Origin of the sequence: Neokomagataea tanensis, assembly GCF_006542335.1 — a bacterium.
GTDB lineage: Bacteria > Pseudomonadota > Alphaproteobacteria > Acetobacterales > Acetobacteraceae > Gluconobacter > Gluconobacter tanensis.
On the sequence record NZ_CP032485.1, the window covers coordinates 194,482 to 210,353 of the forward strand.

Sequence of the window (15,872 nt, forward strand, 5' to 3'; positions counted from 1 at the left end):
CTCACACACCCTCCGTCAAATTGGCCGGAGCAAAAGCTGAAAAACCATAATGACGCAGCCAACGCAGGTCACTTTCATAGAATGAGCGCAAATCGGGGATACCATTTTTCAGCATCGCAAGGCGCTCAATACCCATACCGAACGCGAAGCCCTGCCACTCCGCCGGGTCTAAGCCGCAATTGGCCAAGACACGAGGATGGACCATACCAGCGCCCAGCACTTCCAACCAATCACTCCCGCCGCCAATTTCACCCGTCGCTTTAGACCACCCAATATCCACCTCCATGGATGGCTCGGTGAACGGGAAATAAGACGCACGGAATCGAACGGGCAGATTGGGCTTGTCGAAATACACCCGCAAAAACTCAATCAAACAGCCTTTTAAATGGCCGAGCGTGATATTGCGATCAATCACCAGACCTTCGCATTGGTGGAACATCGGTGAATGCGTAGCGTCATGGTCCGCACGATAGGTCCGGCCGGGAGCAATGATGCGGATGGGAGGCTTGCTGCCCAACATGGTGCGAATCTGCACACCCGATGTTTGGGTACGCAGAACACGCGGTTCCGCCGCCTCGCCCACTGCGGGAAGATAGAACGTATCATGTTCAGTACGCGCAGGGTGATGGTCCGGCGTGTTTAGGGCCGAGAAATTGTGCCATTGGCTTTCAATGTTGGGGCCTTCTGCCACCGAAAAACCCATTGCGCCAAAAATAGCCGTCATTTCCTCAACGGTGCGGCTAATGGGATGGATTCCTCCAAGCAACGTTTCCGGCGCCGGCATGGTCACATCGATCTTTTCAGAGGCAAGACGCGCGGCCAGGGCCTCAGCCTCCAGCGCTTGCCCCCGCGCTTCAATCGCAGCGCCTAGCTCATCACGTAGACGGTTAAGCGCTTGCCCACGAAGTTTGCGCTCTTCTGGGTCCAAACGCCCCAACTGCTTCAAAAGGCCGGTCAAAGCGCCTGACTTACCCAGCGTACCTACACGCACAGCATCCCACGCAGCACGATCCTGAGCGGCCTCCAGTGCTGCTAGAGTACCCTGCTTTAACGTCTCGAGATCGTCTGCCATCACGCCACTGCCTCAAACATGATACCGGGTCACCTCACAAAATCTGAGCCGACCGCACAAATAAAAAACGGGCTGCCCTGATAACAGGACAGCCCGCCGGTCGCTACCCCCGAAAGGGGCAGTTATCCTTTAAAAGCTCAAGCAGCCAGAGCAGCCTGTGCCTTCTTTACGATTTCAGCGAAAGCTGCTGAGTCGTCATAAGCAATAGCAGCAAGAACCTTACGGTCGATCTCGATGCCAGCCTTATCCAGACCGTTAATGAACTTGCTGTATGTCAGACCATGTTCACGAACAGCAGCGTTGATACGCTGGATCCAGAGCGCGCGGAAATCACGCTTCTTGTTGCGACGGTCACGATACGCATAGCGCAGCGCTTTCTCGACGCGCTCAAGCGCAATCCGGTAGTTCGTGGAGGAACGGCCCCGGTAACCCTTTGCAAGGTCCAGAACTTTCTTATGACGGGCGTGCGTCGTTACGCCCCGCTTAACACGTGCCATTTACCTTATCTCCTCACGAAAGACCGTAGGGTGCCCACTGCTTCACAGTCTTTGCATCCATGTCTGTCATGGTCTGCGGACCGCGATTGGTGCGCTTCATTTTCTTCGGACGGTTGATAAGGCCGTGGCGCTTGTTGCCTGGGCCGCACATTACCTTGCCGGTCGCGGTGATTTTGAACCGCTTCTTGACCGACGACTTGGTCTTCATCTTGGGCATTTCGGTCTCCCTCGCCGTAAACGTTGGCCCCAAAAGCGGACACGACATCCACCCATGCTGGGGCACAGCACGGCCGGGCATGCCACAATATGGCCCGGTCGCGTGCGAGAAGCGGGGTCCTTAGCCCATTCCCTGCAATAAGACAAGAAAAATACGCACCGCGCTTAGCTAAAACCAGATTCACCTGCACGCGTGAGAAAATACGGGGAACGTTTTCTCATATCCATTTTAGAAACTTCACAACCTCGTGAACACTTAGCTTCAACGAGTGCTTGACCCTGACCGCAGATCATGTGCTTTCTCCACAATGTGAGTGCTGGACCCAAAACAGCTACCTAGGAAAATCATGAGCACGACATCCAAACGAGGGCTTTGGGCCCTCATTACTGCGGCCGTGTTCGCGCTATTCGGCGCGATCTTGGTCATTGGGGGCGCGATTGACGCTGCCCATAACGGCCCGCTGTACTACCTCATATTTGGTCTCGCCCTTTTGGTGACGGCCGCATTAGCCTGGCGTAAAAATCAGGCAGCATTGTGGGTCTATACCGTTGCCGTACTCGGCACATTGGTATGGGCTCTGTCTCTGGTAGGCCTTGACTTCTGGTCATTGATCCCTGCCCTAGACATTCTTCTTATCCTCGCTATCTGGCTGCTTTTGCCGTTCGTTTCGCGCCAAATTGGTGCGACCCGCGCATCAACGACTCCCCTCGCTGGCGCAACAGCACTAGCCATTGTCGCTCTTCTCGCATCTTTGTTCACTGACCCGCACGACGTCAGCGGCAACCTGCCAAAAGAAATCGCCAATGCTAGCCCGAGCGACCCAGAAGGCGTACCCGACAGCGAGTGGCATGCTTACGGCCGCACGCAAGCCGGTGACCGCTGGTCTCCGCTGAAGCAGGTTAACTCTGAGAACGTCCACAACCTCAAGGTTGCATGGCACATTCATACGAAAGACCTGATGACAGCAAACGACCCAGGCGAAACTGTTAACGAAGCGACACCGCTCGAATTCGATAACACGCTTTACCTGTGCTCGACTCACCAAAAGCTTTTCGCAATCGACGCTGCTACAGGTAACGTCAAATGGGTTTATGACCCGAAGCTGCAAATCAACCCTGGCTTCCAGCACATGGCTTGCCGCGGCGTCAGCTTCCACTCAACTCCAGAAAATGCAGTTGATTCTGACGGCAACCCTGCTCCAACAGATTGCGCTAAGCGTATCATCCTGCCCGTCAACGACGGCCGTCTGATCGAAATTGACGCGCAAACTGGTCAAAAGTGCTCAGGTTTTGCTGATAACGGCGAACTGGAACTGCGTACACCGAACCAGCCTTACACAACACCTGGCCAATACGAACCTACGTCTCCGCCAGTTGTGACGGATCGCGTGATTGTTGCTAACAGCGCTGTCACAGATAACGGCTCGGTCAAGCAAGCATCCGGTGCAACACAAGCATTCGACGTTTACACAGGTAAGCGCGTTTGGGTCTTCGACGCATCAAATGCGGACCCCAACAAAATGCCTGACCCGGATCACCCAACGTTCCACCCGAATTCTCCGAATTCATGGAGCGTCTCGTCTTACGACAAGAACCTGAACCTGGTTTACATCCCAATGGGCGTCGGCACGCCTGACCAATGGGGTGGCGATCGTACGAAGGAATCTGAGCGTTATGCGCCAGGCGTTATCGCCCTGAACGCTGACACAGGTAAGCTCGCATGGTTCTATCAAACTGTTCACCATGACCTGTGGGATATGGACCTTCCATCCCAGATGAGCCTTGTGGACATTACCCAAAAAGACGGCACAATCGTTCCTGCTCTTTATGCTCCAGCAAAGACAGGCGACATCTTTGTACTCGACCGCCGTACGGGTAAGGAAATCGTTCCTGCACCAGAAACGAAGGTTCCCGGCGGTGCAGCTGCTGGCGATTACACAAGCCCAACCCAGCCGATTTCACAGCTGACACTGCGCCCTAAAAAGCCACTGTCTGATGCTGACATCTGGGGCGGCACAGTTTTCGACCAGATGTTCTGCAGCATCTACTTCCACTCACTGCGCTATGACGGCCAGTACACACCTCCCTCAACACAAGGCACGCTGGTATTCCCAGGCAACCTTGGCATGTTCGAGTGGGGCGGTCTGACTGTTGACCCGCAACGTCAAATTGCCTTTGCAAACCCAATCTCACTGCCGTTCGTGTCACGTCTCGTACCACGCGGCCCAAACAACCCAACGTGGCCTGAAAAGGAAGAGCACGGTACGGGTGGTGAAACAGGCTTGCAGCACAACTACGGCATTCCTTTCGCTGTAGACCTGCATCCTTTCATGGACCCAGTATTGCTGCCTCTCGGCATCAAGATGCCTTGCCGTACGCCACCTTGGGGTATGGTTGCTGGTATCGACCTGCGTACCAACAAGGTTGTTTACATCCACCGCAACGGCACACTGCGTGACTCCATGTATGGCAGCTCCGTTCCTGTGCAATTGCCACCGATCAAGATCGGCGTACCTAGCCTTGGTGGACCGCTCTCAACCGCTGGTAACGTTGCGTTCCTGACAGGTTCAATGGACTACTACATCCGCGCCTATGACCTCACCAACGGTAAGGTTCTCTGGCAGGATCGTCTCCCAGCAGGCGGCCAGTCCACACCAATGACGTACGCCGTTAACGGCAAGCAGTACGTCGTCACATATGCAGGCGGGCACAACTCCTTCCCGACCCGCATGGGCGATGACATCATTGCCTATACTCTTCCTTAATCCCGCGATTGAGGTCAGTATTTGCGGAAAAGGGCACCTTCGGGTGCCCTTTTTTGTTGACCAAGCAATACCTTCCCGCTTTGAATTGTAATGTTATGTATCTACTTAAAATGAGATTTTATGCCTTATCAAAAATTTTGTCTGACCATCATAAGCCTATGCGCTGCGCTGACACCTTTGTGTGCGTTCGCTGACCGTACACAAGAAAATATTAGCCATTTCGAGACACATTTATACCAGCCACACTTTCCCGGATCTGAACTTGCTCTACACCACTCAGGAAGCGCCGACATTACCTGCCACGTCACCGCATCAGGCCTTCCGATTTCCTGCCGGGTTGACAAGGCTACCTTCCCAAATTTCGGGCAGGCCGCCCTGTTCGCAGCAATTAACTCAATTATGCTACCGGATTTTGTCGATGGGGCACCCGTCGCGTCAGACGTGCACCAACACTACAACTTCAACCGTCAGTACCCTAATTCTCCAGAGCCCTTACTTGATCGCGCAGCATCGGGTAAAATTCCATATCCACCAGGTGCGCTCGATGCAAAGATAAGTGGAAAAATCAAAGTCCGCTGTAGAGTTGATATCATTGGGACTGCTCACGACTGCACAGCAGAAGGTGACTCTGAACTACTAAAAGAAACGGCTCTAGCCTACTACTCAACAGCTCGATACGTCCCTGCTTACAAAGACGGTATACCCGTAGAACAAGACTATAAAAGCAGCGTCAATTGGGAATTAGGAAGCGATACTGAAGATCCATTTAAAACACGTTAATCTTGTATTTAAGGAAACAGCGGGCCATAGTCGTGAGCGAAACCGTAAAAGACTTCTTTTGCGGCACGTTTTTAGACTGGAGAAAACATCATGATCCGCAAATATACCATTGCAGCTCTCGCTCTCCTTGCTCTGGGCGGACAAGTGGCTCACGCCAAGCCATGCCGCGACAAAACTGGCAAATTCGCTAAATGCGAAACCGTAAAAAAGGTCCCATGCCGCGACCAGTCTGGTAAGTTTACAAAATGCACCAGCGATGCAGCTAAAGACGCAGCCAATAATGCAACTGACTCTGCAAAATCGTCTGCTTCATCCGCAGCTGATTCGGCAAAATCCTCCGCCTCCTCACGTCTGGACTCAGCAAAATCATCAGCGTCTTCTCTGAAAGATTCAGCGTCCAACATCAAAGCGCCGACAGTCTCAGCGCCAAAAGTTTCTGCGCCGAGCGTGAGCATCCCTCACTAATCCCAAACAAAAAACCCCTGCTCAATGGCAGGGGTTTTTGCTTACCAATTCGACCCAGATCACTCCGTCTCTTGCGCCGCACGTTGACGAATGGCCTGCGCCATCGCCTCAACGCCATTCCCTCGATTGGTGGATAGGGCTTTGACCAAACCCAAATCGTGCAGAAAAGACGAATCCGTTCTTAAAATTTCTGCGCTCGGTCGCCCGGAATAGACACGCAACAATAGCGCTACCAAACCTTGCACAATAGCCGCATCCGAGGCGCCAGCGAAGTATAGATTGCCTTGGTCTTTTTTTGCTTCCAGCCACACTTGGCTCTGACACCCCGGCACGCGGTGGGTATCATCCTGCCAATCGGACGGAAAATCCGATAATTTCCGGCCCATTTCGATGATATATTGATAGCGCTCCATCCAATCATCGAACATCTCAAGCTCGACACCAATCTCTTCAATGGCCTCTGCCGCGCTTGCCTCTTGGGGCTGGTAGAACACTTCGCTCACAAGCATATCCTCTTTTTTCTACAGCGCTGCCGCTCTAGATTTAGCCGCCAATAACAGCAACTATTTTTATTAGTTAATCAATCAACCCATGCACCGCTTTCAGCAGTGCTTCACGCCCAAAAGGCTTGGGCAATAAAAATGTTCCTTCAGGAAGCGCATCCGTGTGGCTGTAACCACTGACAAAAAGAACCTTCAAACTCGGCTGTAATGCCCACAGATCTTCCGCGCTGCTCTGCCCATCTTTGTCAGGCATTCTCATGTCAATGACCGCAATATCGAAAGGCGCATGCGCGACCTCAGCGGCGGCTTCCTCGAATCTTTGTGCCACCACCACATTAAATCCCGCTTGTGCCAAGAAGCCGGACGTAACACGCAAAACGGTCTCATCATCATCCAACACCAAGGCGCGTGGAGCAGTTTTACTCAACCCTTTTTTGCCTTTGCTGTTTACACGCTCCCCTTCACGGGCAATTGGCAATATCAGTGTGACGCAGGTACCTTGGCCCGGCTTACTGTCAATCTGCACATCGCCGTGGCACTGCCGGACAAACCCGTAAACACTCGACAGGCCCAGACCTGTTCCTTTGCCTACAGGTTTTGTCGTAAAAAAAGGCTCAAAAACACGCGCCAGAACTTCTGGGGACATACCCTCGCCGTCATCCTGCACATCTATGGCAATTGCTTCACCGTACCTGCACTCTGGCGGCAACCCATCTTTGTCTCGTGAAACAACGCGTGCGGAGATACGCACCGTCCCGCCGTGAGGCATGGCATCACGTGCGTTGACGCATAAGTTCAACAACGCCATTTCCAGCTGCCCCGGATCAGTCCACAATTCTGGTAGATCGTTGGAAACAGCGCTCATGTCCAACGCCGAGTGGACTTTGCCCCCCGGCGTCTTGAGGCCCTGAGCGAGGATAAAGCGCAACCCCTCCAAAAAAGCCCCAAAAGGCAACGCTTCCAGTTTAGCAACTTGTGGCCGCCCGAAATGCAATAAGCGCTTGGTAATTATAGCGCCTCGCTGAACCGAACCACGAGCATTCTCTAGGAGCCCCTGCGCTTCCGGCCCCACTTCAACCACATCCTCAAGCAACTCCAAGGAGCCAGCAATAGCCCCGAGAAGATTGTTAAAATCATGAGCAATACCCCCGGCGAGTGTGCCCAGCGCTTGTAGCTTATCCGTTTGCCGCAATCGGCTTTCCATCATAACCCGAGATGTTACATCCCGATCAATGACGACCTGCCAGGCCTTGTGCGAGGGTACATCCTGCGGCCAAGCCAGGGTCGAACGTGTAACTTCGTGCCAGCGCTGAGCCCCCTCACCTTGGCCAGAAGGCAATTCTTCTTCGATCAGCCGCTCTTCATAGCCGGAATGACGCACGGCTTCGCGCATTTCGCCTAATTCGTCACGTAAAGCTGGCACGAAGTGTACCGTCTCATCTCGGCCATGCTCGTCGGTTCCTGCGCGCCGGTTGCTTCGGATGCATTGCCCCTCAGCGGTCGTAAAGACCAAACCGACAGGAGAAGACTCCATCAAACCGCGCAGCAATGCTTGCTCGGTCTTCAGCGCACGCTGCGCCAAGCTGTTCTCAGTAACCTCACGCACGAGGGAACGAAGGCCCTCCTCTTCCCAAGGCTTGTGCGCGTAGCCTTGGATATGCCCCTGATTAAGAGCTGAGACGACCGCATCCAAATCCGCGTAACCAGTCAGCAAAAGGCTACGAGCGTCGGAAATTTTGCGGGCCCTAAACAGTAACTCATCGCCGTTAAGGCCAGGCATGCGCTGGTCAGAAATAATGGTCGCGACGTCTTTATGCTGCGCTAGAATTTTCAGCGCCTGCTGTGGGTCCGTCGTAGCAAGTATGTCGTACTCATCATCAAGAAGATCTTCCAAAGCAACAAGGATTTCTTCTTCGTCATCAACCAATAGAACCTTGGGTCGCTTAATTGGCTTCGGCGCCCAAATCGTCATGCTGTACGTCCCTCAGCTGATAGCCCCTCCTGCGTCTCGTGCACCGGCATGCTCAACCGAAAACATGCGCCGACGCCTCGCCCGTCGGGTAAGTGGGCATCTTCAATATCAATCGTGCCGTTATGCGCCTGCATCACGCTATACGCAATTGCCAAGCCCAATCCAGTGCCCGTTCCAACAGGCTTGGTTGTGAAAAAGGGATCGAAAACGCGCACGCGAATATCTTCCGGCAAGCCGGGGCCATCATCTTTGACCCACATCTCGTAACGCCCTGCGTGCAAACGAGAACCTATGCTGATACGTCCACTCGCCACAGCTCCCTCTTCCACTCCCTCTCTCAACGCATCCGCAGCATTTGAAATAACATTCATGACGGCCTGATTCAAAAACGCAGCTTGGCAGATCAACTTTGCAGGGGCTTCCAGCTCCTTCTCCACAACGATTCCGTGGCCGATTTTATGTGCCAGTAAATCCAACACTGTCCCGAGCGCGGCTGGCACATCAATGACCTGCAACGCTCCTTCGTCCAGATGGGAGAAACGACGCAAGCGCTGGACCAGACTTTGAATGCGCTGCAAACCAACTTTCATTGATTCTAGCCGCTTGGTAGCTTTGTTTCTTAGCCTGCGTGTATCTTCCTGATCCTGCGTATGCTCCAGACCAACGATAACGCGAGCAACTGTGTCTGCATGCGCTATGGTGAAAGCCAAGGGGTTGTTAATTTCATGCGCTATGCCCGCAACCAGCTCACCCAAAGAAGCCATTTTAGCGGTCTGGACCAGCTTTGCCTGCGTCTGGATCAGCTGATCATTCGCTCGGGCGAGCTCCATATTCGCTTGCGCTAAAGCCTCTGCCATCTCAGCTTTACCGCGCGCAGCCTCCAGAATAAGCGCGCTTTGCTGACGCTCAATTTCCTGCTGCCTGAAATCATCCTGCGCCATGCGGCGTTGCGCCAAAGTGCGTATCCGCATAGCCAACGCTTCACGGGCGATATCACTCGGCACGAGGTCATCTATTCCGCCTTCAAAGAAACCAACGGATGATTGGTCCCGAAAGCGCGCCGCATCGATAATGCCCAGCGTTCGGAAAGGCACTCCTCCGGCCGAAAGCACTGCCTGCCGCCGCACGTCAAGCAGCTGGCAGAACTTTAAATCTTCCTGATGCCCTTGCAGTTCGAGCACGAGGCAATCAGGGCTATCCGCACCCTGAAGCCAGCTCCCCTCAATCAAATTATCCGAGCGCTCAATGGTAGTGACCGTATGTCCATCCCGCCATAAAAGCTCGCCCAGACTTGGGCTGCTAGGGGCGCTTGTCTCTTCACTGAGTTCGGCTCCTTCATCGTCGTCTACGGGTAATTGGACGATCACGATACGCGCCTTGCGTAGCCCATCTCCGCGCGGAAGATCCGGCCCTTCGCGTAGCAATGCCCTCAGCCGCAAGACCATCACATCTGGATGTGCGGATTTAGAGATGTAAGCATCAGCACCGCTTTGAAGCCCCTCGCGCTCCAAAACGGAGGACGCATCCCCCGTCAACATCAAAATTGGTATGGACCGCGTGTTGGGGTCCAAGTGCATGCTACGTGCCAACTGGCTGCTGGTCATGCCAACAAGCGCGCTAGCCATCACGACAAGGTCAGGCCGATCTTCTGCTATCGCAGCAAGCGCCTCCTCACCGTTCGTAACGCTGGTTACGTCAAATTCGTGCTGCCGAAGAACGCTATCGATATGCTGGGCATCTGCCTGAATGGGATCAACCAACACAACCCGAATCCGCGCGATCTCGGCACTGGCGATCAAATCATCTCCCATCGCATGAGCCGCCGACTGCATTTCAAGGCGCATGATTTCTTCCAAAGCCGAATCCATCATTTCGCCTCCTCCTGCATATTCGGGCGCCCAATAGGCCCCTTGATTACGGAAAATTTGCATTACCCGCCTTCAACCGCTACTTCCGTTTCTAAAGTCCATCCGTCTCCGGAAGGGCATGAGCCCACCGTCCATCTCTGGATCAGTGAAAGCCGTATCTATGGACATGCCGCCCTCCCATAATAATCAATCCAATACCCCACGCGATCGCCTGTCCGGTATGCTGTTCAATACTGCACCGTCTAACGGTGCAATGATCCGCACTACCGTTTGGTCAGTCTGCCACTTTGCGTTCTATCTCGCACAGCAGATTGCGGAGCTCCTCGCGCCATTGTTACTCATCATCGGTATTGGTTGGTATCTTCTGCCGCATATCGTCAGCGCGATTACCACCTCCGCTGCGAATGCCGACCCGCAAGCACGCGACATTATGAACCATGTTGCGGGCACAATTCCCAATCAACTCGTTCTGAACGGCCATGTCATGACGCCGGGTGGATTGATCTTTGATGGCATTTTACTCATGGGGCTGGCAGCAGTAGGCGCAACCCTCTCAGCGCTTTCAGCACGCAACCTTTAAACACTTCCTCAACGGCGCGGTTACCGCGCCGTTAAGCTTTGTGCTGCATATTGTGGAGCGCTTGTTGAACGGTCGAATGATACTCGTGCCAAGCAAGCCCACCCAAACCAATCACGCACAAAAAACTACCTGCCCAAGCCGCCATCCATAAACGCTTGCTGCCCAGCGGCTTCTTTTCGACCGGCACGTTTCTTACCAGCCCCTCCCAAGGGGTTTCGGACGCGATGTGGAAGACAGGCCCTCTTTTAGGCTCATTCTCCTGCGCAGGGCTCTCCGCAAAAAGACTTTCCCGGCGCGGTTTATCCTCTGGCAACATCAGCGCTTCATCAGCCACCATTGGCTCAGCACCATCAAGCACGTCATCAAAACGCTGGTACATGCCCTCATTCACACTATGAGCATCACCTTTGGACTCATATAGAGGCGACGACCAGACATGGTCACAAAAGCAACAGCGAACATCACGCGCTGTACCCAAACGCTGTTGCGGCGCATCGAAAACAGCAAAACAGCTTGGACAGTCAACGTGCATGTCGGCCTCTTCTCATTGCTCTAGAAACATTCCAAAAAACTTTACGCGAATAATTCAGTTATCAGTTCGCACACTCAGAACAAAGTGAGCGCTTTTACCTATTCAAGCAAACATATACTCGTTATTTTACCATAAACGGTGAGGCAACTGCTTTCATGTTCTTTTCATGATTAATCTTCAAAACGTAACGCTTTCGCACAAAGGCGAACGCGGCTTCACGCTTCGTCATCTTAATTTATCGCTGCCGCGCGGCAGTTTTTCCTGGCTTGTCGGCCCTTCTGGAGCCGGGAAATCGAGCCTGCTTGAACTCCTCTCGCTCAATACTTTGCCAACACAGGGTCAGATGTCCGTTCTTGACACACCTGTAGAAACCGCCTCCCGCTCAGCACTGCGTCATTTACGCCGTCGTATTGGTTTTATACCGCAGAACTACCGCCTCATTCCCGAGTGGAGCATTTTCGACAACATTGCCCTACCGTTACGTTTACACAGACACCGCGAACCGGATATCCGACGCGAAGTTCACGCTATTCTAAACTGGCTCGGCCTTACTCACCACGCAGAGGCTTTTCCATCACAACTCTCCGGCGGCGAGCAACAACGTGTGGCAATCGCCCGCGCCTTGATTGGCCGGCCAGCCCTCCTTATCGCTGACGAGCCAACACACGCCCTCGGCGAAGACCAAGCTCATCTTTTGCTTGACGCCATGCGACAGCTCATCACGCTCGGCACAACCGTCATTGTCGCCACGCACAGCAGCGCACTGATGAGAAGCTTTCCTGCGCCTTCCTTGTCCTTACAAAATGGCACACTCACACCAACTGGTGGGCATCATGAGTAAACGACTGGCGCCAAGCTTCCATTCACGCAGCTTGCCTTTTCTTTTTACACTCATGACGCTGCTAGCTGGGCTGTCTTTGGCAGGCCTTATCGGCTTGCATACCCTGCAAAACATCTGGTCTCAGGAAACACCCAACACAGCAACTATTGAGCTGCCACCCGACCTCCCAGATACCGACGCCCAAACACACGCTATTATCGAATTGCTCGATCATACGCAGGGCGTCACTCGCGTACACCAATTCTCACCAGAAGAGACACAGGCCCTGCTTGCACCTTGGCTCGACAGTTCTTCTGCAAATCCAAACACACAACTGCCCGTCAGCTCTTTGCCGCGCATTATTACAGCGGAGCATATTCCACAGCTTGTATTAGCCCCAATGATTGCAGCCCATTTCCCAAGCGCAGTTCTCGAAGAGAACAGCCATTGGGCAGAACGTCTTACTACGCTGATCGCTACGCTGACCTACTGCGCCGAGCTCATTCTTGCTATTACACTGGGCACCACATCACTCACAACTGCCATCGTCATCCGCCGGGCCGTGACGACGCAACGGCACAACCTCACCATTTTGCATGGACTTGGCTCCGCCCCTCTCACTTTAGCGAACCGTATGGCCGTTCACTCAGCCGTGCTCGGTTTTTTGGGAAGTTTAGTTGGGCTATTTCTCCTTGCGCCGCTCATGGTCACATTAGCCCATTCCCTTAAGCCTGTTTTGCTTTCAGCGCCTGACACTCTCTCTTACGGTCCCGCATTTTTAAGCACAACCGAATACGCAAACCTTTTTTCTCCGCAATTCTGGCCTATCTTTGCCTTACCTCTTTTTTGCAGCGTCATTGCATGGACTACAACACAATGCGTGATCCTCACTTGGCTACGGCGCCTTCCCTGAACACGAGACAATGAAAACTCTTTTCCGATTTCTGTGTTCTGCCGCATTAGTGCTGGGCATTGGCTTTGCTCTCTTCGTAGCCGATGCTTGTCGGCCTCCTCCCTCTTCACCATCACATGCTGATGCCATCATCGCCCTTACAGGAGGTGAGAAGCGCGTAAACACAGCTATAGACCTCTTAAGGCAAGGCTATGCCGAAAAGCTGTTCGTCTCAGGGGTTGGTCCACACGTTACGTTAGCTCAGCTCATTGCCGCCCCCGGCATCCATCAGCCAGCGCTACCGCCGGATCTTACAGCACGCATCACTCTTGGGCGGCGCGCATACACTACCATTGGCAACGCGCACGAAACCACCGACTGGACACTGCAACAACACGCGCAGCATGTTATCCTCGTTACAGCAGGCTACCATATTCGCCGTGCAGCCCTTGAGCTCAAACGCACCGCCCCTGCGCTAGACATCACGCTCTATCCAGTTCATCCCGGTGCATTACAGAGCCTGCTCTCACGTTCCTCGCTACACTTACTGGCACGAGAATATTTGAAGCTTCTTGGGGCGGAGTGCAGTGTTCTTACTGGCCTGCCTGATGGTAATGACGGATTACGACATCACCCGGATACTGGGTCAGCACCTCATAGCCCTTGATAACATACCGCTACCGCATTTTCATTCTCGTTCAGGACACTCAATGCTTTCCTTCATGCGCGGCTCTGCCTTTAACCTTTATCTCTTCTGGCTGACGCTAATCATGGGAATTGGTGCCCTACCAATTCGCTGCTTTAAAAATGAGGCACTCGCCCTTGGCTATGCCCGGCTTTGGGCAAAAGCCGTACTTCGTGGTCTCTGCTTCATTTGCAATATTCGGATCGTTATTGAAGGGAAAGAGCACCTTACCACCGGTGCCCCTCTCTTGATTGCATCCCAACACCAATCCTTCTTTGATGGCTTTATCTGGATGAGCCTCGCAGAAAAACCTGCCTATATCATTAAACAAGAACTCACCCGCATCCCTCTTGTTGGCCCCATGTTGCTCCTAAGCGGAATGATCCCCGTTGAGCGCAGCGCGGGCAGCAGTGCCATGCGTGGCATGCTTAAAGCGGTCAGCCATGCACACAACAATAACCGCCAAGTCATTATTTTTCCTGAAGGTACCCGGACTGATCCAGGAGAGCGCCACCCAATCCAGCCCGGCATTGTAGCCCTCGCCCGCCAAAGCGAAGCGCCTGTGCTGCCCGTGGCAACAAACTCCGGCCGGTATTGGCCCAAGAACCCGTGGCAAAAAATGTCAGGCACTATAATCGTGGCTATCGGCCCGCAAATCATGGCAAGCACCGACCGCAAAGCCTTCCTCCCCAAACTTGAGCAAGGCTGGGACGACTTGTGCAAAACATATAATTTGAGCTGAGAATCTGTGAATAACTCTGGGGATCGATCTCGCGTCAATCCCCAGACATCTCGACCCAGACAACTAACCGTGTTTTCCGCGCCCAGTGACACAGAAACAACAATCAAAGGGAAATAAACCAAACCATCGGTTTTTAAAGGATTTTTTTCATCTTCTAGAACATGAAAATAAATACAAAAAAACGATACGTAACTTGGAAACTTTAGTACGCCTCAAAACACAGCATGGGGATAATTCTGATGTCTGCGAGAAAACATACCACCCGATCCTCATCTAAACCCCGCTATTGACACAGTAATGCAATATTCACGCAGCATTCATACGCTCCGTTTAACAGCGGTCCTTGCTCTACTACTTTGCGCACTTGGCTGGACAGGCTGGATCACAACTCAGCATATTTTCGCAGCACGAGCCGAGGCTCTGATTGCTGAGGCACGCGCGCAAGGCTGGACGATCAATTACCAATCCAAAAAAAGCAGCGGTGGGCCATTTAGCTCTAAGCTAAGATTTTCAAACATCAGCGCTACTCTGAACGATACGAAAAGCGGCTTTTCCGTTGCATGGAGGGGCACAGGTGCGGAGTTTGGTGGCAACTGGTTTTCCATCTTGCGTCATCCACACTCGATACAACTCATTGGCGCTCAGGCCGCGCGCCTGATTTATGCTGATAAGGCTCTAACCTTTCTCAGCCATGATGCAATTTTGACCGTATCAACTGGAAAGCCTCTGTTTTTTTTCACAGCCCCAGCACTGAGCATCGGCATTACGTCACCCGATTTTACCCATAGTTTAACGCTCTCAAAACCCAGCCTTGCCATGCTCTGCCCCGCCCAAAGCTCCACGGATAATCCTGTTTATGGTTTGCGCGCTGGCAGTCCGTTGGGAACGAGCGATGTGCCGTATTTAAGCAAAATCACTCATTTGGAGTGGTCCACGACATTGACTGTACCGCACCCCATAGACGCCAAAAGCCCGACATCTGGCACTTTACGCATTCCACTCTCATCTCTGGTCGTGGACACGCCGTTTGGCCCCATCGACTTGGGCGTTTCAGGAGAACTCCGATTGCCTGAACTTAACGGGAGCGTAAGCGTGACCCTCCCGCACTGGCGCGCAGCTGCACAAGCGGCCCTTAAAGCAGAACAGAGTCGGTCTTCGCTTCCACTCGATATTCAAGAAAAACTAAATTCATTTTTCGTCACATCTAATCAAATTATGTCTCAGCCTGAAACCCCTTTATCCGTGCAAATTCAAGTCTTAAGAGGGGAACCACAGGCTCAAATTTTAGAATTTTTTCTCAAAATGAGCACACGAAAAATTGACGCAAAAACAGAGGAGGAGTAAACGACCTCTCATAGTTTTGATTTGAATCAAATCTTCAGAGTGGTTGGGACCACTCTCCTTCTGGCGAGCATCCTGATCACTATGATGACGCGGAGTCCGTTATAGGGCGTTTTCACCCTGTGGAAACCGTTATAGCGCG

At 53.0% G+C, this 15,872-nt stretch carries 16 protein-coding genes; 8 read left to right on the forward strand and 8 right to left on the reverse strand.

The window, feature by feature from the left end:
- Nucleotide 1 precedes the first annotated feature (1 nt).
- From pheS to rpmI, 3 genes are all read right to left on the reverse strand, one after another.
- Nucleotides 2-1,072, reverse strand: a complete 1,071-nt coding sequence (gene pheS / locus D5366_RS00925; RefSeq protein ID WP_141491900.1) for a phenylalanine--tRNA ligase subunit alpha — start codon at nucleotides 1,070-1,072, stop codon at nucleotides 2-4.
- 137 nt (nucleotides 1,073-1,209) lie between these two features.
- Nucleotides 1,210-1,569 carry a 50S ribosomal protein L20 gene (gene rplT, locus D5366_RS00930; protein WP_141491901.1) on the reverse strand — a complete coding sequence of 120 codons (360 nt, stop codon included), beginning with the start codon at nucleotides 1,567-1,569 and terminating at the stop codon, nucleotides 1,210-1,212.
- A 13-nt stretch (nucleotides 1,570-1,582) separates the two neighbouring features.
- Nucleotides 1,583-1,786, reverse strand: coding sequence for a 50S ribosomal protein L35 (gene rpmI / locus D5366_RS00935; protein WP_141491902.1), 204 nt, complete (start codon nucleotides 1,784-1,786; stop codon nucleotides 1,583-1,585).
- A gap of 346 nt (nucleotides 1,787-2,132) precedes the next feature.
- On the opposite strand from rpmI, the gene D5366_RS00940 reads away from it, so the two are divergent.
- Entirely contained in the window at nucleotides 2,133-4,550 is a 2,418-nt protein-coding gene (locus D5366_RS00940) for a membrane-bound PQQ-dependent dehydrogenase, glucose/quinate/shikimate family (protein WP_141491903.1), read from the forward strand.
- Nucleotides 4,551-4,670: 120 nt separating this feature from the next.
- Complete coding sequence (locus D5366_RS00945) at nucleotides 4,671-5,330, forward strand: energy transducer TonB (protein ID WP_141491904.1); 660 nt, start codon at nucleotides 4,671-4,673, stop codon at nucleotides 5,328-5,330.
- Between the two features lie 149 nt (nucleotides 5,331-5,479).
- Here the strand turns inward: D5366_RS00945 and D5366_RS00950 are convergent, their stop codons facing one another.
- The 4 genes from D5366_RS00950 to D5366_RS00965 all read right to left on the reverse strand — a co-directional run bounded on the left by D5366_RS00950 (nucleotide 5,480) and on the right by D5366_RS00965 (nucleotide 10,141).
- A complete protein-coding gene (locus D5366_RS00950; protein ID WP_141491905.1) occupies nucleotides 5,480-5,785 on the reverse strand; it encodes a YtxH domain-containing protein in 306 nt (101 codons plus the stop codon).
- Between the two features lie 69 nt (nucleotides 5,786-5,854).
- Entirely contained in the window at nucleotides 5,855-6,298 is a 444-nt protein-coding gene (locus tag D5366_RS00955; protein WP_141491906.1) for a SufE family protein, read from the reverse strand.
- A 73-nt stretch (nucleotides 6,299-6,371) separates the two neighbouring features.
- Entirely contained in the window at nucleotides 6,372-8,270 is a 1,899-nt protein-coding gene (locus D5366_RS00960; RefSeq protein WP_141491907.1) for a response regulator, read from the reverse strand.
- A complete protein-coding gene (locus D5366_RS00965) occupies nucleotides 8,267-10,141 on the reverse strand; it encodes an ATP-binding protein (protein WP_240775281.1) in 1,875 nt (624 codons plus the stop codon). The genes D5366_RS00960 and D5366_RS00965 overlap by 4 nt, the downstream gene beginning before the upstream one ends.
- Before the next feature lie 157 nt (nucleotides 10,142-10,298).
- Here D5366_RS00965 and D5366_RS00970 point away from each other — a divergent pair, with 157 nt between their 5' ends.
- A complete protein-coding gene (locus D5366_RS00970) occupies nucleotides 10,299-10,718 on the forward strand; it encodes a hypothetical protein (RefSeq protein WP_373317484.1) in 420 nt (139 codons plus the stop codon).
- 31 nt (nucleotides 10,719-10,749) lie between these two features.
- Here D5366_RS00970 and D5366_RS00975 read toward each other — a convergent pair whose 3' ends face one another.
- Nucleotides 10,750-11,250: an MJ0042-type zinc finger domain-containing protein gene (locus tag D5366_RS00975; RefSeq protein ID WP_141491908.1), complete on the reverse strand. Its 501-nt coding sequence runs from the start codon at nucleotides 11,248-11,250 to the stop codon at nucleotides 10,750-10,752.
- 166 nt (nucleotides 11,251-11,416) lie between these two features.
- Between D5366_RS00975 and D5366_RS00980 the strand changes: the two genes are divergently transcribed.
- The 5 genes from D5366_RS00980 to D5366_RS01000 all read left to right on the forward strand — a co-directional run bounded on the left by D5366_RS00980 (nucleotide 11,417) and on the right by D5366_RS01000 (nucleotide 15,733).
- A complete protein-coding gene (locus tag D5366_RS00980) occupies nucleotides 11,417-12,091 on the forward strand; it encodes a cell division ATP-binding protein FtsE (RefSeq protein WP_141491909.1) in 675 nt (224 codons plus the stop codon).
- Nucleotides 12,084-12,983: a cell division protein FtsX gene (locus tag D5366_RS00985; RefSeq protein WP_141491910.1), complete on the forward strand. Its 900-nt coding sequence runs from the start codon at nucleotides 12,084-12,086 to the stop codon at nucleotides 12,981-12,983. Before D5366_RS00980 ends, D5366_RS00985 begins: the two co-directional genes overlap by 8 nt.
- Nucleotides 12,984-12,993: 10 nt before the next feature.
- Nucleotides 12,994-13,629, forward strand: a complete 636-nt coding sequence (locus D5366_RS00990; RefSeq protein WP_141491911.1) for a YdcF family protein — start codon at nucleotides 12,994-12,996, stop codon at nucleotides 13,627-13,629.
- 43 nt (nucleotides 13,630-13,672) lie between these two features.
- Complete coding sequence (locus D5366_RS00995) at nucleotides 13,673-14,389, forward strand: lysophospholipid acyltransferase family protein (RefSeq protein WP_141493740.1); 717 nt, start codon at nucleotides 13,673-13,675, stop codon at nucleotides 14,387-14,389.
- A gap of 297 nt (nucleotides 14,390-14,686) precedes the next feature.
- Nucleotides 14,687-15,733, forward strand: a complete 1,047-nt coding sequence (locus D5366_RS01000; protein WP_141491912.1) for a DUF2125 domain-containing protein — start codon at nucleotides 14,687-14,689, stop codon at nucleotides 15,731-15,733.
- Nucleotides 15,734-15,872: the final 139 nt, after the last annotated feature.